17 protein-coding genes are annotated in these 22,259 nt (G+C 54.1%); all 17 read right to left on the bottom strand.

All coding sequences use genetic code 11. The annotated features are described in order from the left end of the window. Positions 1-218 precede the first annotated feature (218 nt). Positions 219-1,502 (bottom strand): cytochrome C, encoded by a 1,284-nt coding sequence (locus JXO50_03880; GenBank protein MBN2332228.1) that lies wholly within the window; start codon positions 1,500-1,502, stop codon positions 219-221. A gap of 109 nt (positions 1,503-1,611) precedes the next feature. Continuing rightward, positions 1,612-2,637, bottom strand: a complete 1,026-nt coding sequence (locus JXO50_03875) for a hypothetical protein (protein MBN2332227.1) — start codon at positions 2,635-2,637, stop codon at positions 1,612-1,614. A 210-nt stretch (positions 2,638-2,847) separates the two neighbouring features. Continuing rightward, positions 2,848-3,804, bottom strand: coding sequence for a serine acetyltransferase (locus tag JXO50_03870; GenBank protein MBN2332226.1), 957 nt, complete (start codon positions 3,802-3,804; stop codon positions 2,848-2,850). 44 nt (positions 3,805-3,848) lie between these two features. Beyond that, on the bottom strand, positions 3,849-5,030 hold the full coding sequence (nifS, locus tag JXO50_03865; protein ID MBN2332225.1) for a cysteine desulfurase NifS: 1,182 nt from the start codon (positions 5,028-5,030) through the stop codon (positions 3,849-3,851). Further along, entirely contained in the window at positions 5,027-5,851 is an 825-nt protein-coding gene (gene nifU / locus JXO50_03860) for a Fe-S cluster assembly protein NifU (GenBank protein MBN2332224.1), read from the bottom strand. The genes nifS and nifU overlap by 4 nt, the downstream gene beginning before the upstream one ends. A gap of 88 nt (positions 5,852-5,939) precedes the next feature. After that, a complete protein-coding gene (gene cysK, locus JXO50_03855) occupies positions 5,940-6,866 on the bottom strand; it encodes a cysteine synthase A (GenBank protein MBN2332223.1) in 927 nt (308 codons plus the stop codon). A 222-nt stretch (positions 6,867-7,088) separates the two neighbouring features. Continuing rightward, a complete protein-coding gene (locus JXO50_03850; GenBank protein ID MBN2332222.1) occupies positions 7,089-7,766 on the bottom strand; it encodes an MgtC/SapB family protein in 678 nt (225 codons plus the stop codon). Positions 7,767-7,827: 61 nt separating this feature from the next. After that, positions 7,828-11,067, bottom strand: coding sequence for a cache domain-containing protein (locus tag JXO50_03845; GenBank protein MBN2332221.1), 3,240 nt, complete (start codon positions 11,065-11,067; stop codon positions 7,828-7,830). A gap of 136 nt (positions 11,068-11,203) precedes the next feature. Then, positions 11,204-11,953: a 4Fe-4S binding protein gene (locus tag JXO50_03840; GenBank protein MBN2332220.1), complete on the bottom strand. Its 750-nt coding sequence runs from the start codon at positions 11,951-11,953 to the stop codon at positions 11,204-11,206. Positions 11,954-11,977: 24 nt separating this feature from the next. Then, positions 11,978-12,715 (bottom strand): phosphohydrolase, encoded by a 738-nt coding sequence (locus JXO50_03835; protein MBN2332219.1) that lies wholly within the window; start codon positions 12,713-12,715, stop codon positions 11,978-11,980. 124 nt (positions 12,716-12,839) lie between these two features. Next, on the bottom strand, positions 12,840-14,504 hold the full coding sequence (hcp, locus tag JXO50_03830; GenBank protein MBN2332218.1) for a hydroxylamine reductase: 1,665 nt from the start codon (positions 14,502-14,504) through the stop codon (positions 12,840-12,842). Positions 14,505-14,773: 269 nt separating this feature from the next. Further along, positions 14,774-15,397, bottom strand: coding sequence for a molecular chaperone TorD family protein (locus tag JXO50_03825; GenBank protein MBN2332217.1), 624 nt, complete (start codon positions 15,395-15,397; stop codon positions 14,774-14,776). Between the two features lie 70 nt (positions 15,398-15,467). Further along, a complete protein-coding gene (locus tag JXO50_03820; GenBank protein ID MBN2332216.1) occupies positions 15,468-16,382 on the bottom strand; it encodes a 4Fe-4S dicluster domain-containing protein in 915 nt (304 codons plus the stop codon). Positions 16,383-16,431: 49 nt separating this feature from the next. Then, positions 16,432-19,491, bottom strand: coding sequence for a molybdopterin-dependent oxidoreductase (locus JXO50_03815; GenBank protein ID MBN2332215.1), 3,060 nt, complete (start codon positions 19,489-19,491; stop codon positions 16,432-16,434). A 171-nt stretch (positions 19,492-19,662) separates the two neighbouring features. Then, positions 19,663-20,208 carry a hypothetical protein gene (locus JXO50_03810; protein ID MBN2332214.1) on the bottom strand — a complete coding sequence of 182 codons (546 nt, stop codon included), beginning with the start codon at positions 20,206-20,208 and terminating at the stop codon, positions 19,663-19,665. Between the two features lie 81 nt (positions 20,209-20,289). After that, a complete protein-coding gene (locus JXO50_03805) occupies positions 20,290-20,577 on the bottom strand; it encodes a photosystem P840 reaction-center cytochrome c-551 (protein ID MBN2332213.1) in 288 nt (95 codons plus the stop codon). 57 nt (positions 20,578-20,634) lie between these two features. Continuing rightward, positions 20,635-22,251, bottom strand: a complete 1,617-nt coding sequence (locus JXO50_03800) for a cytochrome C (GenBank protein MBN2332212.1) — start codon at positions 22,249-22,251, stop codon at positions 20,635-20,637. Positions 22,252-22,259: the final 8 nt, after the last annotated feature.

Below are 22,259 nucleotides of genomic sequence, written 5' to 3'. Positions count from 1 at the left end.
CAACCTCAAGAATGGTAGCTTCATAAAAGGTAGCAATAACGACAATTGTTTTCTCGGAAGTAGAGACGGTATCATTTTATCAGAAGAGGATTGTTTGGGGAACGTTTTTTCATCCATCAGGTCTCCACTACCGGGATTATGGCCTGCGGATAAAGAGAGGGCGCCCCTTGGGCGGGGGCGCCCTCTTGGGCGGGGGCGCCCTCTTGGATAAGGTGGCCTTATTTATGGGTGGCGCGCATGGTATGGGCCAGTTCCTTGATTTCCACCAGATCCTTGGTCATCATTGCCCAGCCGTACCAGTAGGCATAGTCGGGATTGACGTGGAAATGAGCCTGGTAGGTGCGCATCCGGTGTTTCATGTACATCTGAAACAACACCTGCTCAATGAAGGTTGCTTGGTCCAGGTTGCCGCCGCCGGTCCGCATGAAATAGAGGAAGTCAGGGTAGGCAAAGGCATAGTTGTCATGTTTCTTGATAGTGCCGTCCTTGTAGAGCCCGGCAACGACTTCAATGGCTTCAGCCAACAGCCGGTCGGCTTTCATCAGCATGGTGTCACCCATCTCCAATTGCCGGCGGGCATACTGCTCTGCATGGCACTGGGTGCAGGTTTTGATCATCTTTTCCCGCTCGGTTTCCCAGGCTTCCTGGGTCAGACGGGCCAGGTCAACCGCTTTAACCGCTTCGAGTCGAACGGTGGGTTCGCCGGTTTCGGGGTTCAAGACCCCCAAGGCTTTGAGGATAGTTACCTGGTCTGCGGCCCACTGTCTATCTTTGGGCAGCGGCAGGCGGACGCCAAGAAAACCCCAGGCGGTATGGTTATTGTGGTTGCCATCCGGCATGTGGCAGTTTTGGCAGGTGGGCGCCGGGGCGTTTTTATCCAAGCGGCCTGCTTCTTTGGCAAACCAGCGGGAACCATGTTTTGAGCTGCTCCACATCTCCCACTGGGGATGGTCGTAGCCCATGTGACATTGCTGACAAGCCCGGGGATCCTGGGCTTCCTTTTTTGAGAAGCTGTGGCGGGTGTGGCACTCGTCACAGGAGTTGTTCTGGTAACGGTAGCCTTTGTCCAGCTGCTCCTGCTTCTGGGCGTCGCTCTTGATGCCCATGTTGTGGCAGCCGCCGCAGCCTCGGCCGCCTTCCATCAGTTCATCCGGCTCCACGTGGGTAATGGGCATGGCATTCAGGGATGTCCAGCCAAAATTGTGCTTGCCATGGGAAAACTGCCCGAACTGTTCTTCATGACATTCGGCACAGACCTGTTCACTGGGCAGTTGGGCAAGATGACCGTCATCGGCATTCTGATGCTTGTCACCGTGACAGGTTGAACAGGTGACATCTTCCCCCGCATGTCTGCTGGTCCGCCAGTCGGCCACCTGCCCCGGAGAAACTTTTTCATGGCAGGCAATGCATATCTCTTCCGCGGCCATGACCGGGCTGCTGAGAATCAAGACCAGACCCAGGGCAGCGGCAACCGTGAGACATAAATTTTTTTTGTAGTTCATACCTCTTCTCCTTTTTCCTCCCTACACTATTGTTGTTCCTCTACCTGATCTATTGGTTGCTCCTCCTTTTTTGCCCTCCTTTCTTGCCATCGAATATACCTGAAGTTATTTATGACAGCTTGTAGGCCGTGCGCAGGTGATCGGAAAGCTCTCTGGTCAGCATAAACGCTTTTTCCACCGTTTTTTCTTTGTCCGGATTTACCAGGCAGCAGGTCGCCGGTGATATGAGGCTTCTGGAAAGTAGGAATTCCCGGTCAAGGCCCTGGTCATAGAGTCCCTGCCAGGTGCTTTCCAGCAGGTTGACCAGGCTGGCAAGGGTTTCTTTCTTAAAAGGTTCGATGTTGGTGGGCACGATTCCCCAGACGATGAGGCCGCCCCGCTTGAGGAAATTGATAATCGCGTTGGTGTAGAGGGGCAGCACCTTGGCGTTGGTATAGAGATCGATGGAAACGATATCCATGTCAAAGCCGAGGAGAAAATCCCAGTCGGGGTTGCCGCATAAGTGGATGCCCCGGGGCCGTTCGATCATGGCAAACAGGTTGTCGATATCTTCCCGGGCAAGCACGTCGCTGTAGCCGGAGAGGGCGCTGAAGAGAAACTGGAGCCCCGGTTCATCAATGAACATGAAGGCGTTGGGGTTTTTCTGCTGCAGGCGGTTCAGCTGGACATTGACCCGTTTGGACATGAATTCAAAGAGAAAAGGGCGGACGGTATCGTTGAACAGAATCGGCCGGTCGTTTTCATCCTTGACAAAAAAACCGAAACTTACCGGCCCTTCCAGCTGGCCGCGGATGGCCGGGTAGCCGGCAAGGTCAAGGGAAAGAAATTTGTTGTAAACGGCGGAATACTGTTTGCTGACATCAAAATAGTCCGGTTCATCAAAGTGGTTTAACGTTTCTTCCAGTTCGTTGATGAACTTCTCGGTCGAGAATCTGAGGGTATGCTTTTCCAAGTCAAGAATGATGCCGGGAAAATGTTCCGCCGCCTGGACATACATGTCTTCATAGTAGTTATAGAGCGGCAGCTGGGGCCAGAAGGGAATGTCCAGCGAGAGGGCCAGCTTGAGCGCCTGATCGATATCGGTGTGGGGCATAACGGCCATCGCCGTGGTCAGCAGATTTCCGGGCAACGGCATAGTAAATCTCCGGGTGAATGAGGTTGGGGGGGGCCTTCCGACTCCTGCTACAGTTGACACAGTAGCCAAACTAAAACATTGATCTAAGTCAAGGTTTTGAAAAAATCAGCACCATGACGGTATAGAAGGTAGTATAGCCCGGCTGGTGTGGATGTCAAACAGGGGCGAAGAAGCAGTCAGTGATGGTTGGAGAGGGTTGGCGGCCGCTGCTCAGCTGTCATTGGTACAGTGAACCAACTCAGGATTTTTCAGCAGCACCTTGGTGTCCGGAGGGACGGACTGGGTGATCCAGACGTTGCCGCCAATGACCGAGCGGGCACCAATGACCGTCTCCCCTCCCAGGATGGTGGCGCCTGAATAGATGATGACATCGTCTTCAATGGTGGGGTGGCGCTTCTGATTGCGCAGGCTGATGCCGGCATCTTTTGGCAGTGACAGGGCTCCCAGGGTGACCCCCTGGTAGATTCTTACCCGGCTGCCGATTGTCGTGGTTTCGCCGATGACGATGCCGGTACCGTGGTCGATGAAAAAATAGTCGCCGATATGGGCACCAGGATTGATGTCGATGCCGGTTTTGCTGTGGGCATATTCAGTCATCATCCGCGGCAGCAGGGGAACGTCAAGATGGCGCAGCAGGTGGGCCAGACGATAGATGGTGATCGCAAACAGTCCCGGATAGCTGAAAATCACTTCATCGATGCTCTGGGCCGCCGGGTCGCCTTCCATGGACGCCCGCACATCTTCAGCCAGCATGGTCCGCAGCTGGGGAAGCTCCCGGACAAAGGCCAGGGCAGCTTCGTGGCCGCGGACCTCGCATTGACTGCACGATTCATGGTAGCGGAGGCAGTTGTGCCGTACCGCCAGGATAATCTGCTCGGTGAGCATCTCGTGGAGGGTGGATACTTCCTGGCCAAGGTAATACTCGATATTGACCGGGTCGATCCGCAAGCGGGTAAAATAGCCGGGGAAGAGGATTTTTCTGGTTTGGTGGATGATGGCGATGGTCGCCTCGCGGGAAGGAATCGGTTCCGGAGCCAGGTGTTCATAGCACTCCCCGCTTTTGCAGGTTTCCACCAGCTGCTCGACAACCGCCGGGATCTCCTGACGGTACTGGCCGGAGATCTCCAGCCGGTTGATGCACTGCTCCGGAGTGGAAACGTCGTTCATACTCTTTACCCCTTCCCAGATCGTGGGGATCTGTCATCCGGTGTTTATTGACAGGTGCAGGCTTTTACCCCGGAATTGCCGAAAGGTGACATGAGGCGTAACCGTTCAATAATCGGCGGCAGCTTGTCAATGATGAAATCAATTTCTTCCCGGGTATTGTAGACGCTGAGGCTAAAACGGATGGAGCCGTGGGCCATGGTAAAAGGAACCCCCATGGCGCGGATGACATGGGATGGTTCCAGCGAGCCGGAGGTGCAGGCTGATCCTGAAGAGGCGCAGATATTGAACTCATTAAGCATCAGCAGGATGCTCTCTCCCTCGACAAACTCGAAGCTGATATTGCTGGTGTTCGGCAGCCGCTGATCGTGGTCGCCATTGACGACCGCGTTGGGAACCAGGCGCAGGAGCTCATGCTCCAGGTGATCACGCAGTTCCCTGACGAAGGTGTTTTCCCGCTCAAGGTTATCAGCCGCCAGCTGACATCCCCTGCCCAGGCCGATAATGCCTGGAACATTTTCGGTTCCGGCCCGCCGGCCCCGTTCCTGGTGGCCGCCAATCAGGAAGGGGGAGAACTTTGTCCCCTTGCGAACGTAGAGGGCCCCGGTTCCCTTGGGAGCATGGAGCTTGTGTCCGGAAAGGGAAAGCATGTCAATGGGAGTCTGGCGCAGGTTGATGGGGATTTTACCCACCGCCTGGACGGCATCGGTATGGAACATGATCCCCTGGCGATGAACCAGCTCGGCAATCTCTTCGATGGGAAAGATCACTCCGGTTTCATTATTGGCCCACATGATGGAAACAATGGCTGTATCAGGGGTCAGGCTTTCCTGCAGTCGCGCCATATCCAGGTGCCCGCGGCTGTCAACCGGTATTTCAGTGACTCGGTAGCCCTGCTTGGCCAGGGTGGTACCCAATGATCTGATAGCCGGGTGTTCCACCCGGCTGATGACGATGTGGCGCCGTTCAGGATAGCAGGAGAGGGCCGATCGAATGGCGGTGTTGTCACTTTCGGAGCCGCAGCTGGTAAAGATGATTTCGTCGGCTGCAGCGCCGATGAGCTCGGCCACCTGCTGTCGGGCCTGGCGAACCTTTGGCCCAACCTGGCCGCCAAAATTATGCATGCTGGAAGGGTTGCCGTAGTATTCACGAAAATAGGGCAGCATGGTTGCCAAAACTTCCGGGGCGACCTGGGTGGTGGCGTTGTTGTCGACATAGACCGGAGTCATGAGGAAACCTCCTCAACCACCAGATCCGGAGAGACAAACTCACGCAATTTAGCTTCCACCAGATTTTTCATGGTGATTGGTGCTGAAGGGCAGGAGGCGCAGGCCCCCCGAGTGGCCACCTGAACCCGGTTGCCGATGACATCCACCAGCTCGATGTTGCCGCCATCCTGCCGGAGAGAAGGGCGGATCTCCCGTTCAATGGTTTCTTCAATCAATTTGATTTTCTGGATATTGGTGAGCGGCTTTGGCGCTTCAGGAACCGTCTCCCCCTGGATTTTGGCAATCAGCTCCAGAATTGCCCCATGGCAGCGTTCACAGCCGCCGCCGGCCTTGGTGTAGTTGGTGACATCCTCAACGGATTTCAGGCTGTTTTCCCGCACCGCCCGCTCAATTTCCAGGTCGGTTACCCCGAAGCACTCACAGACAACCGTACCTTCAACCTCCTTAGTGGGGGTTCCACGATAAGAAGCAATCGCCTGTTCCAGGGCTTCCTGGCCCATGACCGAGCAGTGCATTTTTTCCTTTGGCAGGCCGCCCAGGTAGTTGGCAATTTCCTGGTTGGTGATCTTTTCCGCTTCTTCCAGGGTCTTCCCCTTGATCAACTCGGTGAGCGCCGAGGCGGAAGCGATGGCACTGGCACAGCCAAAGGTTTTGAATTTGGCATCAGCTATCCGACCCTGATCATCCAGTTTAAAGGTCAGATGCAGGGCATCACCGCAGGCAATGGAACCCACGTCGCCGACGCCATCCGGATGTTCAATCTCCCCGACATTCTTAGGGTTGAGGAAGTGTTCTCTCACTTTATCGGTGTATTCCCACATAGTTTTGCTCTCCAAAAAATAAGTGATGGTTCTGGGGAAAAACTATCATATCTTGTAAATCTTGTCCAAAAAAGATTTAGCAATGTCCCTATGATTCGGTGAAAATCCAGGTGGACAGGTAGCGTTCACCGGTATCAGGAAAGATGGTGACAATCATTTTTCCCCGGTTTTCCGGCCGCTTGCCAATCCGTAAGGCAGCCAGGGCAGCGGCACCGGACGAAATCCCCGCCAGGATTCCCTCGGTGCGGGCCAGTTTCCTGGTCATGCCGGCCGCCTCATCGGAGGAAATCTGGACGATCTCATCGAGAAGCTCGCGGTTTAATACCTGGGGTACGAAACCGGCACCAATTCCCTGGATTCGGTGAGCTCCCGGGGGGTTGCCGGACAGGACCGCAGATTCTTCCGGTTCAACGGCAATGATCTGGATGGCTGGATTTTTTTCCTTCAGCACTTCACCGCAGCCGGTGATCGTACCCCCGGTGCCGACGCCGGCCACCAGGATATCAAGCTGGCCTTCCGTATCACGCCAGATTTCCAGCGCTGTTGTCTGACGGTGAATTTCCGGGTTGGCCGGGTTGAGAAATTGTTGCGGCATGATGCTGCCCGGCTGCTGCCGGTGGATTTCTTCAGCCCTGGTTACCGCTCCCTGCATCCCCTGGGCTCCCGGGGTGAGGATGACTTCAGCCCCAAGGGTGACCAGCAGCTGACGTCGTTCAATACTCATGGTATCCGGCATGGTCAGGATGAGCCGGTAACCCCGGGCGGCGGCGACAAAAGCCAGGCCGATGCCGGTGTTGCCACTGGTGGGTTCAACTATCAGCCCGCCGGGTTGCAAACCGCCGCTCTGTTCGGCGGCATCGATCATGGCCACCGCGATGCGGTCTTTGACGCAGGAAAGGGGATTGAAGGACTCCAGTTTGGCAATGATCTGAGCACCGCATTCCCCGGACAGGGTCCCCAGCCGGACCAAGGGGGTGTTGCCGGTCAGTTCCGTGAGCGTGTTGGCAATCTTCATGGTGATTTTCTCCCTTATCGCCTGTGGGCGGGCAGGGCGGACACAACCCCGCACCTTTGATCTTTCTATTGTAATAAACATAATAAACTTGATGTTTTTTGTCAAATATTTTTCCGCAGTGTGCCGAGGAGAGCTTGCGATGAGGAAAGGGCGCTGACAACGTCAGCTGATCATTACCTTTGATGATGGGAAGAACCGCGAAGGGACGGCTGTCGTCGTTTCCTACTGCCAGACAACTTTCAGGATATGGTTGTCTTCGTGCAGCTGGTCCAGGAGTCCCTGTGGCAACCGGGTCTGGGTGAGGCGGATTTCAATGGTGACCACCAGCAGATTGTTTTCCATGTCATGGCTGTAGCCGAAAGAGATGATTTTAATCTGGTGGGCGGCCATCATGTTTTCGATGACTTCAAGCAGCTGCGGGTGGTAGTGGCAGGTGAGCTCAATGGTATGGTAGCGGTCCTTGGGGATGAGGTGCTCAAACCCCTTCAGCAGGTAAAGGCTGAACAGGCTTAAAACAGTTGCCATGCCGGCGAGGAAAAAGTGTCCCATGCCTGCCGCCAGACCAATGCTGGCTGCCACCCAGAGACATGCGGCCGTCGTCAAGCCGCTGATCAGGCGTTTGGTGTGGATGATTGCCCCGGCGCCGAGAAAGCCGATGCCGGTGATGACCTGGGCGGCAATCCGGCCGGGGTCGATACGGAGAATGCTGCTGTTGGCAGAAGCCTTGTGCAGGTCCAGAATCATCAGTGACATGATCATAATGGTTGCGGAACCTAATGCGACCATGAAATGGGTTCTCAGGCCGGCAGCCCGGCCATGTCGCTCCCGTTCAATGCCGATGAGGGCACCGCAGAGGCAGGCAACCAGCAGTCGGTAGGTGATGGTCTCATAGGTAAACATGCTTATTCCTGTAGATATGGTTACTACATGTGTAAAAAACAGCTGATTAGGCTGTCATTGTTCATGTCAGCCCCGGTTGGTTAGGGCTATTGCCTTTGCCATCGTTGATGACCGCCTGGACCACCTTGGCCAGTTCACTGATGATATAGGGCTTTGCCACAACCCCTTGAAAACCATAATCCTTGAAGTTTGCCATCACATCATCCTGCGAATAGCCGCTGCTGACGATCGCCTTGGCATGGGGATCAATGTCCAGCAGGGCAGCAATGGCTTCTTTGCCGCCCATGCCTCCGGGAATTGTCAGGTCCATGATCACCAGATCAAAGGGTGAACCATCTGCCAATGACTGCCGGTACTTTCCCACTGCCTGCTGACCGTCGTCAGCATAATCGACGCTATATCCCAGGAGTTGAAGCATTTCACCGCCGACTTCCTGGATTATCTGGTCATCATCCATAATCAGGATTCTGCCGGAGGCTGGCTGGAGGATGGCATCCTGTGATTCCCTAATTCCTTCTGGTTGTTGGTTTGCGGCCGGCACAAAGAGGGTGAAGGTTGACCCCTCGCCAATTTTTGAGTCCACGGTTATATGGCCGTAATGGTTTTTGATAATCGAATAGATGGTTGCCAGTCCCAAACCGCTGCCTTCCTGTTTGGTGGTGAAGTAGGGCGTAAAAATTTTCCCCAGGTGCTCTTTGGGGATGCCGATTCCCTGATCGGCAACCCGCACCTGGATGTACTTGCCGGCCGCCAGACCGTAGATGTTGGCGGCCTCGATGATGAGGTTGGCAGCACTGATGGTTAAGCGACCTCCTTCGGGCATTGACTGGTTGGCATTGAAAACCAGGTTGTTGATAATCTGACTGAACTGGTCAGGATCCACCTCCGTAGGCCAGAGATTATCGGGCAATTCCAGTTGCAACCTGCTGCGCGACCCTCGCAGGCAGAATTCAGCGGTTTCTTTTATCAGTGATCTGACATCAACAATCTGTTTGACCGGTGCACCGCCCCTGGCAAAGGTCAGCAGCTGCTTCGTTAAGGCTGTTGCCCGGGAGAGCGACCGTTCGGTCTTTTCGAGAAAAATGGTCGCCTTGTTTTCGGCCGGACACGACATTTTAGCCAGCGAGATATTGCCATAAATGGAGGTGAGCAGATTGTTGAAATCATGGGCGATGCCGCCAGCCAGCAGACCGACGGATTCAAGGTTTTTTGCCGTTTGCAGGGTTTGCCAGCTTTGAATTTTTTCGGTGATATCCCTGAAAACGATGACGATGCCAATGATGGTACTGGTTTGATCACGCAGTGGGGCGGCACTTGAATCAATAATTTTTTCCTGGCCGTTCCGGGAGATGAGCATCCCCTGGATTTTCTGTTGACTGACGATGCCGGTTTCCTGCAGCTGGCTTGCCGGGTCAGGGAGTGGTATGCCGGTTTTTTCATTGACCAGGGAAAAAATGTCTGCCAGCGGCCGATTCACTGCCATTGCCTGGGGCCAACCGGTGAGGTGTTCAGCCACCTGATTGATCATCGTAATGCGGCCTTCAAGGTCAGTGACAATGAGGCCGTCATTGATGCTGCGCAAAATGACCGAAAGGCGTTCCTTTTCGGCCTGCAGGGCATCTTTGACCTTCACCCTTTCAGTGATATCGGCAGCGTTGCCGATGACCGCCGGATTGCCCTGGTAGATAAGGGGAGCAGCGGTATAGTCGATCCACTTTATTTGACCGTCTTTGGTCAGCAGCTTCATCGGATAGCGCGTGATAACATCTTCGCCCACCAGCCGATTTTGGGCGCGTTCCCGAACCATATCGAGCATGTCAGGATGGGCAACCTCCCACGGTTTCATCTGCATCAATTCATCATGGGGATAGCCGGTAAGCTGTGAAGTGGCAGGATTTACATAGGTGAAGTGCTCCCCTTGGTAGATGAAGATGGGCGATGGACTGGTGTCGGCAAGGGCGCGGAATTTTTCTTCGCTATCTTTGAGTGAAGCAAAAATCTGCCGGCGTTCATCGACCATCTGGTTAGCCGCTGTTGCCAGGGTTTCGAACTCCAGCAGGGACAGATTCTGGTTGGCAATTTTCTCATCCTTGCTGGCCGCCCTGGAGAAGAAAGAGGTGAACACGGCAAATTCCTGGCGGATTTTGCGGGTGATCAGGTGGGCAATAGTCATCAGGGTAAGGAAAATTGCTGTCAGGATCAACGATATCCGCACAATATCCTGTTTTACCATGGCTGCCAGCTCCTGCCTTTTACCGGCAATGATCTTTTCCATATCCGGATGGTAGGCGCCGGCGGCAACAATCAGGTTGGCCTTTTGATCAAGTTTGAAGAAGGAGGTTTTCGGCAGGGGTTTTTCACTATCGATGGTCTTATACCAGTAGGTGACATAACATTCACCCTTATCTCTCAGCCCCTGCAGAAACTCTTGGCGAAAAAGTTTTCCTTTCGCATCGGGGTAGTCATCGGAGATGGGTTTACCCACCAGGTCCGGCCGGCTGGCGTTGGCGTACATGATGCCGAAATTTTTGCCGCCGGCAATAGTGAGCAGTTTGATAACGAAAACATAATTCTGGTTGTCAACCCCGAAACGGTGGATGTTGAGATAGTCGGCAACCTGCTTCTGGATCGATTCCTCCAGGTGGTCAAGGTATTCACCGCTGCCCAAGTACCAGCCATAAGGGGAGAAATATTTGATGAACGATATCTTATGACATTGTTTCTTAGGGTTGTGCCCCGGTTGATGAAAGTGGTAGGTGCCGAAGCCTTCGCTGTCAGTGCCGACAATCCGGGAGAATGCCGCCATGAAATCCTCATTGCCGTAGGCGCCTAGGTCAGCAAGTTTCTTCCCTTCCACCTCCGGCAAGTTGGGATCTGATAGGAAAACCCCCTGGTCATTAAGAATGAAATAGTATCCCCGGCCGTCGTTAAATCGAATCGGCCGCAAGGCGGTAATAATCATCTCTTGGATCTGGGGGGCACTATAGCGAGTTTTGTAGGTTTCGTAAATGGCGGTGGCGATCTGGTGGGCTTCATAGACCCGTTCTTTAATGAGCTGACGGCCTCTTGACTGCGTTTGTGAAAGGTTGTAGTCGATGAATTCAATCGCCTGCTCAACCTGATTTTTTAATTCGGTTTTCTGTTGAGCGGCAAACTCATGCTGAAAGGTGACAATCTCCCGGTTAAAACGGTCATATTTCCCCTTGATCAGCAGGTAACCGAGGCTGCCGATTGCCAGGCTGATAAGAAGAACCATGGCCGCTGACACCAGGCCGACAATGCTTTTGCGCTTGATAAGCAAACGTCTCCCCCATCTTCTGCTTTGCCTTATTCATCTTACTATATCGGCAACTATAGCGCAAACTGAAGGGTAAATAAAGCGAAAGCAGGTGCTTGGCTTTGCCAGACTGGGGAAGCAGCCTCAATGCCTTGTTGGGTTACAAGACTTCCTTCTTCATCAGGGTGCCGTTGGTGCCGATGACCAGCATCGTGACCGGCAGTTTTTTGCCGGCAGCTGCCATGCCGTTTTTGACCATCATCGGCAGGCCCGAACAGCAGGGAACTTCCATGGTGACCGCGGTAACACTGTTAATGTCGTTTTTCCGGAAAATCTCAGTGAATTTTTCCACGTATTCGGGAACGTCATCAAATTTGGGGCAGCCCATCATTACCACCCGGCCTTTGAGCAGCTCCTGGTGCAGGGCGGCATAGGCAACGGCGGCGCAATCGGCCAATACCAGCAGATCGGCTTGTTGCAAAAAAGGTGCGTGGGGCGGGATCAGTTTGATCTGTATCGGCCAGTGGCCGAGGGCTGAGTGGCCGGCTGTCTGACTTTGCGGCTGGTTGGCGGCCTGGCAGCTGGTTTTTGGTTCAAAGGTCTGCAGATGGGTCGAGGGGCAGCCACAGGCTAACGTTTGCCTCACCGGCTGCGGATGCTGATCCAGGGTTTCCAGATAAGCTTCCACCGCTTCGGGGTCAAAATCTTCGGCAACCCGTTCGACAATGGAAATCGCCCCCTGGGGACATTCCCCGAGGCAGGCCCCCAAGCCGTCGCAGTATTTTTCCGCCACCACTCTTGCTTTGCCGTCAATAATCTGGATGGCCCCTTCTTCGCAGGCCGGCACACACTGGCCGCAGCCGTCGCATAATGTTTCATCTATTTCAATAATCTTGCGTAATACTTTCATTTCTTTCTCCCACAGGTATGAGCGTCAGTCTTTTGCTTCTGTCAGCAGCAGAGTGCGGGCCAATTGGCGGCCGCTTGCCGTCAGGAAAGTTTCGTCGATGAGTCCAATCATGGCCTCTGGCGCATGGGGTTTGTCTTTCTGCTGTTCCATCAGGGTGACCAACCGTTCGGCATCATGGACGCACCGGTAATTGACGGTTTCCTGCGGCCGCGGCTGCCGGTGGGCGATGATATCGCATACTTCGTTGATTATTGGTTCCTTGGCACTCAGGGTGGCGAGCAGTTTGCGGGCCACTGCCGGGCCCTCCTTTTCCAACGCTGCCGGATCAGCCTGGCCATGCTTTTCCAGCGCCTCCCGGGCGCCGATATCCATCAGGTAGGCGGCACAGAGCACAACTGCCGGTATACCGCCTTCCTGCTGGACGATTTTTTCTGCATAGCGGGCGACCCGGGTGGCGTGGCCGATGCGCTTGAAATCCTTTTTCAGATAATGTTTTATCTGGACGGCCACCCGATCCTTCAGCAGATCATCCCGTTTGGCCAGCAGCTCCGGCGGAAGTTCCCCCAGACACTGTTCAGCATACTGGCAATAGGAAGCACAGCCGAAATCCATCTTCGGATTGATAATCTGCTCGCCGCAGCCTTTGCAGCGGGTAGTTGTCTGGTCCTTGAAGAACTCCAGCATCTGGCCGCACTTGGGGCAGGGGCTGTCGAAAATAGCATCATGCTTCCAGTAGCGGGTGTCCTGACCGGGACATTTCATGGTTTTCTCCCTTGTGATTCCCGGCGGCGGTTGGTGCCCGCCGCCGGGGGAATTCAGCGTGTTTGTTGCAAAGTGGTTCTGTAGGCCATCTCAAGCTCACAAAACCTGTGCTTCGCCGGGGTGATTATGCACCCTTCATCATTGCGGCAATATCGTTTTCCACCGTGTCGATGGGTTTGATGTTGAACTTTTCCACCAGAACATTGGCAACGGCCGGGGAAAGAAACGCCGGCAAGGTTGGTCCCAAGCGGATGCCCTTGACACCGAGGAACAGGAGGGCCAGCAGGACGGCGACCGCTTTCTGCTCATACCAGGCGATGTCATAGGAGATGGGCAGTTCGTTGATGTCCTCCAGGCCGAAAACCTCTTTCAGCTTCAGGGCGATGACCGCCAGGGAATAGGAATCGTTGCATTGCCCCGCGTCAAGGATCCTCGGGATGCCGCCGATATCGCCGAGCTGGAGTTTGTTGTAACGATATTTGGCGCAGCCGGCGGTCAGAATGATGGTGTCGCCGGGCAGCTGTTCCGCAACTTCCGTGTAGTAGCTGCGTGATTTCTGGCGGCCGTCGCAGCCGGCCATAACCACAAAGCGTTTAACTGCACCTGACTTGACCGCCTCGACAACTTTATCGGCCAACGCCAGTACCTGGTTATGGCCGAAGCCGCCGACCAGGGAGCCGGTCTCGATTTCAGTGGGCGCGCTGCATTGTTTGGCCCGGGCAATGAGCGCGGAAAAATCTTTGGCACCGCCGGCGGTTCGGTCTGCAATATGGCTGGCCCCCACGTAGCTGACGACGCCGGTGGTGAACAGGCGGTCAAGATAGGTGTTTTCTTTTTTCAGGGGAACCAGGCAGTTGGTGGTCAGCAGGATCGGCCCGTTGAATGACTCGAATTCCTGATTCTGGTGCCACCAGGAGCTGCCATAGTTGCCGACGAAATGGTCATATTTTTTGAAAGCAGGGTAGTAATTGGCCGGCAGCATCTCCCCGTGGGTGTAGACATCGATCCCCGTACCTTCGGTTTGTTTGAGCAGTTCGTCCATATCTTTAAGATCATGACCACTGATCAGGATCCCGGGATTATTGCGGACGCCGAGATTCACTTCGGTGATTTCCGGGTTGCCGTAGGTGGTGGTATTGGCCTTGTCCAGCAGGGCCATGGTCTTGACTGCCGTTTCACCGGCTTTCATCACCAGACCGACCATCTCGTCCACCGACAGGTCCTTGGTGGTGGAGGCCAGGGACTCCATCAGGAACTCGTAGATGTCATCCTGCTCAAAACCGAGGATGGCGGCATGATCGGCGTAGGCGGCTATCCCTTTGACGCCAATAATCAGCAGTTCCCGCAGCGACCGGACATCCTCATTGTCGGTTGCCAGTACGCCGACCGATGTTGCTTTTTCCTCAAACTCGGCAACCGTATCGGCCTGCCAGGTGGCGGCATCGGGCAGCGCTTCGGTAAAATCTCTGCCATTCTTTTTCCGATAGGTGGTCAAAAAGCTGTCCCGCAATTGATTCCGGTGCCGCAGACCTTCTCTGATCATGGCCACGAACCGGTCATTGTCCCAGCCGACGTTGGTAATCGTGGCGAACAGGGTTTTGGCGACAAAGAGACCGCTCTCCTTATCCAGCATGCCGAACGCTTTGAGTTTTTCACCGTACACCGCGATTCCTTTGAGGACATGAATAAGCAAATCCTGCAGGTTGGCAGTTTCCTCCGGTTTGCCGCAGACACCCTTGATGGTACATCCCTGGTTTTTAGCGGTTTCCTGACATTGAAAACAAAACATGATGATCTCCTTTCCCGTAGTGTATTGTGGTAATATTGATTAATTTAATCATGATTTATCAGGTCGTCAACTTTTTCCCTTTGACTTAAGTCAACCGGGGAGATTTTTTTAAAAAAAATTGTCGGACAATGTGGGGGGGTGAAACCATTCAGGGTTTGGGCCTGATCGGATGCGGGCGTTTAAGGCAATATCTTGAGGTATTGCCTTAAACGTCCGGGAAAAGGAAGCAGCACCTGCAGCATCATGCAGTTGCAGGTGTTCAGTGTGGATTAATGCAAACAGCCCGGCTGAGAAAGATAGTAGCGGTCGATTTCCACAAACCGAGCGGTCACCATGAGCAACCGGGCATAAAAGGGGATGGTAGCCTGCGCAAAGATTGATTGTGCCAGTTTCGGGGTCCAGTTGGCTACATGCTCAAAGAGAAAAGCCGCCTGCTGTTCAGTTTTGTGGTTGGTGCAGAGAAAATGCATGAATTCCAGCTCAGTGGCCAGATGATCAGGCATATCCCGATCGCTGAGCACGATTCCCTGCCGACTGTACAATGCTTCGAGGTCGGCAAGAAAAGCAGCAATTTTTTTTGCGTCTGCAGTTGGCATGATGTTGGCGGACTCATAGAGTGAAAATGACAGTGTGTTGACCGCCAGGTCAAAATGGGTGGTATAGGTGACCTGCAGGTCGACCAATTGCGCAAAAGCAGCCAATTCTTCTTCCAGGATTAGCAACTCTTCGGCCAAAGGCTGGTAAACCGCCGGCAGTTCCTGTAGATAGCGCTCGGTTTCTTTGAATAAAGACCTGTTGCCGAGGATCTCGGCAGTCATCCCGGAAGGATAGTCGGTGGCCAGGGAAAGATATTTGTAGATAGCACTTCTGGCGATATCCTGACGGTTGATCATTGCCCTGCCTCCTTAGCCGGGTTCCAAGAAAGGATGACCTCAAAGGCTGTCCCTCCCTTTTTTATGGAGTTTATATCTTCCAGGTCGGGTACGTGCACAAAAGGTCCATCAGTGCCGATTCTTTTTTGCTGCATTCCCTTTCCAGGGTTGTCTTTACCTGGTCGATTCCGGGGCCGAACTGTTTTTTCAGGTAAGCACTGTCCTCCCGTTGGCCGCTGCTGTTTCCCTGACTGTCGATGGCGGTCGGGCCGAAGATTGGCGGAATATAAAAGATCTGCGGTTTGGTGCCGAATTCAGGATGCAGGGGCAGGGCTACCTTGAATGTTTTCACCAGTTGGTACACCGGGCTATCGGGGTCGTCGAGGTCGCCGAAAAAGCGAGCCTTGCCGGGGCAGTTCTGGACGCAGATGGGCGGCATGCCCTTTTCTACCCGCGGGTAGCAGAGGATGCATTTTTCCGCTTTATCAGTGTTCTTGTTGATGAAGATGCGTTTGTATGGGCAGGCGTCAACACAGTCCGTTGCTCCCTGGCAGAGTTCCGCATCGATAAGCACCGTGCCGTCAGCCCGCTTATAGATTGCTTGTTCCGGGCATGCGGGAATACATGGGGGCTCCTGGCAGTGCATGCAGTTGATCGGCAGGTAGTAAAACCAGGCATCATTGACAGTTGTTCCCTGGCCGATGTCTTCATCCCAGTTGGGGCCGCTTTTCAGGTCGGCAAGAACTTTGGGCATCCCTTTGCCGGGGTTGTTCTGCAGTTTCTGGTAGTCGAAGGTGGGTACTGTTTCATAATCACTGTTGGCCATGGGTAGTCTTTTGATGGATTTTTCTTCCCAGTTGCTTGGATAGCCGCTGCCCGGTCTGGTTTCAACGATGGTAAACCACATGTGATCGGCGCCGCTCCGGTCACTCCACAACATTTTGCAGGCGACGGTGCAGGACTGGCAGCCCAGACATTTATTGAGATCAATAACCATTCCCCACATGGCATCCTCCTTGTCAGATAGTTGGCTGAAGGTTGAAGATGATTCGTTTTCAAATCTTTGTCACTTCAACCGAGGTGTCACATTCGTTGCCGGTAACGCCCCAGAGGTTCCAGCCGTATTTCAAATGATGGTATGGGGCATCGGGTTCTTCTGGATACTTGGCCGCCTGGGTCGGTTTGGGGCGGATCGGAGTAAGGAGGTTGAACCATCCTGCCCGGCAGTTGAACATCTCACCGCCGTTTTCGACCCGGACCTCCCCGCTGCGAATGCCCGGAGAAACCTTCACCTTACAGACCATTTCACCGTACTGGTTGAAAACCTTGACCACATCACCATCCGTAATGCGGCGCTGCCGGGCATCGGTGGCGGCCATCATGATGATCACCTCGCCACGCTGCAGGCGGAGCAGCACGTCAATATCCCTGAAGGTGGAGTGGGTTCCCCAGCGGCCGTGCGGGGAATTGAATTTCAGTGGTGCCCGAGTCTTGCCGTCCGGCAGCAGATCATACTCAGGTTCCTGATAGATGGGCAGTTCATTATTTGAGGTTAGGAACGTGGAGTGGTCGATGTAGAACTGCTGGCGGCCGGTGAGGGTTTTGGGGGCAATCATGCCGAGGAATTTTTTTGCGTAGAGCTTGGGCATGGTAATGCCGGGGGCGATGGCGACCTTTTCCGCAGCCAGTGTGCCGCCGCCCGGCCAGGGCAGTTTCTGTGCGACATTTTCGGCGAACGGCACCAGCGGCCGTTTGTATTGGGCCGCCGGAAAGGGTACGGGGGCCTCTTTGATCAGCTCGATGATGCCGTCAAGGTAGCCGGAAATATTACCGGCAAAGAGTTTTTCTTCAATCAGTTTTTGCATCTCGGGGGCGAAAGCAGCCTTGTTTTGTCGATATTCATCCGGGTTGGGATAGATCATCGGGCTTTTTTCGAGGATGAATTTTGCCGCTTGGACATCGCTGTCCAGCGTGCCGCCAGCGGTGAAGGTATCATACAGGGTGGTGAAATCGATGATCTGTTTTTTCTCCCGGTCATCCCAGGTGCCGTTCCACTGACCGCCTGCCACCAGTTCTTTCGCCTCATCCTGGAGTCGTTTGGCCAAGTCTTTGAAAATGTCAAAATCGGTCCGGGCTTCATACAGGGGTTTGATACAGGCACTCTGGGCCTGGAGATAAGGGTGCATGGGGGTGGTTTCAATATCGAATTTTTCATACCAAGTGGCCGCCGGCAGGATAACATCGGCATACATGCCGGTGGAGGTGACGCGAAAATCAATGGTGACCACCAATTCCAGCAGCTGCTCGTCGGCAAACCACTCTTTGGTGCGGTGCCCGCTTTTGCCCTGGTTGAGAAAATTGGCCCGCCAGATGACCATCGCCTTGGGTCTTTTGGGCGGCTTGGGATAAACCGGCATCCATTTGTTGGCCAGGGATTGAATCAGCAGGTAGTAATTATAGGCCCAGCCGGCTTGCGGGTCGGCGCTGACCGGAACGCCGTTGGGCAGTGTGGTGAGGCTGCCTTTTTCGATGGCGGCAACCAGCTCCGGAAAGGTTTTTCCCAACTGCCAGAGTTGGGCGTCGTAGTGGGACCAGACGAAAAGGGTGCCGTTCTGCGGCCGGGCTTTGGCGATCATGCCGTAGGCACCCAAGCCGCTGAGCCAGACCTTATACTGACCGGTGTACTGGTTGAAACCGCTGCCGCTTTTGCCAATATTACCGGTCAGGGCCATCAGGAGAATCATGGCGCGATTGTTGATGTCGTTGTGGAACCAGTGGTTTGTGCCGCCTCCTTCAACAATCATCGCCGGTTTCATGGTATGCAGGTCATAAGCCAGCTTTTTCAGAGTTTGGCCCCCGACGCTGGTGATCGCCGTTACTTTTTGCGGCGTGTAGCTTTTAACTTCCTCGCGCAGACGGTTGAATACGGTCTGGATTGCAATCCCCTGACCATTGTTCAGCGTCACCCGGCCGGAAAAGTCAAGGAGGGGATCAAGATTGCAGGCCGCCAGGTCAAGGGTGTCCCGCTGGTCGCCCATGGTGCCCGGCGCCAAGGCCGGCCAGTTGCTTTTCCGGTCCCAGAGATAGAGTTTGAAAGGGCTGCCGCCGGGCACCATGTCGGTTTCCCGGAGGAACTTTTTGTTGTCGCTTCTGATCAGCAAAGGGAGGTCGGTGAAGGTCTTGGTATACTCCTCATCATACCACTGGTTATCCAGTAAAATCTTGATCAGGCCCATGATCATGGCGGCATCAGTACCTGGTTTTGGCGAGATGAATTGATCCGCCATCCGGGCAGTGGCATTATAATCGGTGAAAATGCCCACCACTTTAGCGCCCCGGTAGCGGGATTCAGGCAGCAGGTGGGCGGCTGCCAGCCGCGACTCAGCGACATTGGCACCCCAAAAAATCAAGAGTTTAGCATTGATCCAGTCGGCTTCTTCACACTCGTCGGTCTGGAAAGCCCAGGTCATGGGCTCACCGGGGGGCAAATCACAATACCAGTCATAGAAACTTAATGGTCCGGCAGCTCCCATCAGTTTGCAGAGCCGGTAACCGGCTCCGGCTGACACATAGTTGAACGAGGGGATCGGGCAGAAAAAGGCGATGGCGTCGGAGCCATCCCGGCGGACGATGTTGGTCATCCTGGTGGTGATCAGGTTCATGGCCTCGTCCCACGTGGCCCGGCGGAATTTTCCTTCACCCCGTCTGCCGACCCGGATCAGCGGGTGTTTCAGGCGTACCGGGCTGTTGATATATTTCAGGTAGCTGGCTCCCCGCATGCAACCCCGGGGATTGTACTGGGTGCCCAGAACCGGGTCGAAGCGGTCGTAATCGCCGGCCGGTTCGCTGGCAACGATATACTTATCACCCTTGACAAAAGCGTTCCAGCCACAGGCTTGGGTACAGTTGCCGGCGCAGCTTGTTCTGACTGTTTTATCGAAAACGAAGGCTTGACGGTAGGCTTCTTCGCCGGCGGTGTGGAGTCGCCTGCCGACGAATTCTCCTCTTTTCAGCCTGCTGTTGCAGGCAACCAGGGAAGGGAGAAGGGTGGTGGCTGCAGCGCCGGCGGCCATGGTGCCTAAAAACGTTCTTCTGGTGATGGTTTTCCTAGCCATGGTGGGTTCCTCCCTTTTTGTAGTGGTCATGAGGTGAAGGAGGTGTACGCTCGACAGTGGGTTTCCATCGACTCTTTGCGTATTGCATAATGTATAATTGTCAAGTGCCTGCTATAAGACAGTCCGGAAAGCACTTTTTACGATAAAGGATTATTGCCAAAAAATTTTGTATTACAGGTTTTCCTGGTAGATGGTAATGGTGTGCTTCTTTTTCAGCTTGTTCATGAGTTGGTGAAAAATCTCCTGCTGTTTTTCAGCGGCTATATTTTCTTCAGCATGGGTGCGGGTGAGCTGTGGGTGGTTTTGCAGGTACCGGTCAATATCCGTCTGAGAGATGGCAACCTGGCTTGAAACCAGGTCGGTGAGCAGCCGCCGGAGGATGAGGGTTTCTTTTTCCTCCCTGCTCAGGTGCTGGTGTTTGCTGAGTTCCTCCAGGTCCGCATAACCGTTCTCTTCGGCATACTGCAACAGGATGGTGCGATTGATCAGGTGCTGCAGCAGTTTTTCCTTGGCTTCCCGGGTGCCTGGTTGGTATCGGGGATTGCCTTTGAAAAGCTCGAGGTATGCTTCAAAAGTGCTGCCGGTAATGATCTGGCTGTCAATGGTGGCCAGAGTTTGCTCATCTGCAGACAGGGATATGCCGGGAAGCATGAGTGCCACGGTTAAAACAACAACCAGGGTAAAGGGTATGATCAGGTTAAGCGGTTTTCTCATCATTGGTATACGATCCTGTTTGACAATCAAAGGTGCAAAGGCGGGAAGAAGCAGCTGCCATCTTCTTCCCGCCGCCATGCTATATCAGGAACCGGTATCAAGGTCCAGGGTTAGGATATACTCATCCAGCGCTTCAAGGTCTTCTGCTGAAATATCAGCGCCTTGCTTTTTCGCCATCCGCTTGATAGTTTCACTCAGCTGCGCTTTGGTCTGGTGGGCATTTTTGACCCGGTCAAGTGCATGACATTTGCTGCATTTGCTCTCGAAGAGCTGCTGATGTTGATTGTCGGCAGCCAGAACGCCGGTTTTTGGGTATGCCAGCAGAAACAACGTGGCCGTTCCGAGTGCCATGATGAAAAGCAATTTTTTCATGAGAACCTCCAGGGGATGATGCCCGGCCGGCGGCAACGGGCCGCCGGCCGGTAACGGTTATTGGACATCATTGAACGGGGCTGCCGCAGGCAGATCAAGCTTGATAACCTGCTCGTTCATTGTTTTCATGTCATACTGGAAGCGTTCCAGATATTCTTCGTGGATCGGATGAGGAGGATATTGGGTGCCCAGGTAATGGTCGCGATTGTTGTATCGTTCCAGCCAGATATCCCACTGCTCCTGGGAAAGCAGCCCCTGTTTTACCGCTGCTTCAACGTTGGCCTTGACCTTTTCCCAGTAATCCGGAATGATTTTATAGAGTACCGGCAGGCGGTTTTTCTCGGTACCGATGCCCCATTCGTTGCCGGGGATATCATAGATCTTATAGGTCATGAACTTGGTGGGACTGTTGCTGTCAGCAATTTTTTTAGCTTCTTCATCACCGTGTTCGGCGCCGTATTCGATCATCTCCATCAGGTTGTGCTGGAGTTCCCAGACACCGTGCCAGTTGGTATAGTCAGCACCCATCATTTCGGCGCCATGGCGGAACCGGCGGCCCTCATGATGCCAGGAATCGTACATGAGATGCTCGGGTTTTTCATCCCAGCCGTTGATAACCGGATTGGAATAGAATTTGTCACCTAGCTGGATGCGATCAACAATGCCGCTGGCGGTGTATTTTTTGTTCCAGTAGACAAAGGCCCGGCGAATCTCGTTGTATTGCAAATTGGTTAAATCAGCGTTGAGCATATACAGGTCGACAAAGCTTCTGCCATGGCAGTTGAGGCAGACAGCTGCCATCCGTTTGCGTTTTGCCTGCCAGTCGCCGAGTTTCTCCTCGAACCAGACGGTGCGGAAGCTCCAGGGGGCCTGGGATTCCCAGGCTAGGCGGGCGCTGACGTTGTGGCTTGCTTTAACGCCGGGAACCGCATCCATGTGGCAGGTGGTGCAGACCGGAACTTCATGGGGGATGGGTTTTTCATCGCTGCTGTGGTAGTCAAGGTTGATTTTCGCTTGATTGGCTTTGAAGATGTTGCCATGTTTTGATTCTAGATACAGCTCAATATGGGGATGGTCGGGACCAATGTGACATTCGCCGCAGGTTTCAGGCTGCCGGGCTACCGCCAGGCTGAAGCTGTGTTTTGGATGGCAGGCGTCGCATTCGCCGACGCTGCCGTCGGGCCACAGATTGGTAATCTGATGGCATTCTTCACAGCCGTGTTTGGTGCCGATGATCGGCTCGAAAACCGCCCGGTCGGCGTTGGCGTAGAGCCAGAAGGGAAAGGCGTGCTTGCTTTCGGTGAACTCCTGGACTTCCTCTTTGTGGCACTTGGCGCAGTCCTTGGGCGTCGGGAATGCTGCCACCAGGATATTGGAATCCGGACAGGTGAAGGCATCAAAATCGTCTTTTTCCGCCGTATGGCACTGGGTGCAGTCGATGCCCTTGGCGGCGTGCATGCTGCCTTCCCACTGTTCGATCATTTTGGGCGCAACCCCTTTTCGCTTGTGACATTCCAAACAGGGCTTGCTGGCATCGCTGACATGAACTTTATGGCTTTCCAGTCCCATCTTGCTGGCGAAGCGATCTGATTCATGCCGGGCCACCAGAAAAAGGGCGGCCAAAAAGAAGATGCACATGACAAAGACCAGCCATTTTTTTGCTTTTACATCCATGGTCTCAT

The organism is Candidatus Anaeroferrophillus wilburensis, assembly GCA_016934315.1.
Taxonomy (GTDB): domain Bacteria; phylum Desulfobacterota; class Anaeroferrophillalia; order Anaeroferrophillales; family Anaeroferrophillaceae; genus Anaeroferrophillus; species Anaeroferrophillus wilburensis.
This window is presented reverse-complemented; position numbering and strand designations above follow the sequence as displayed.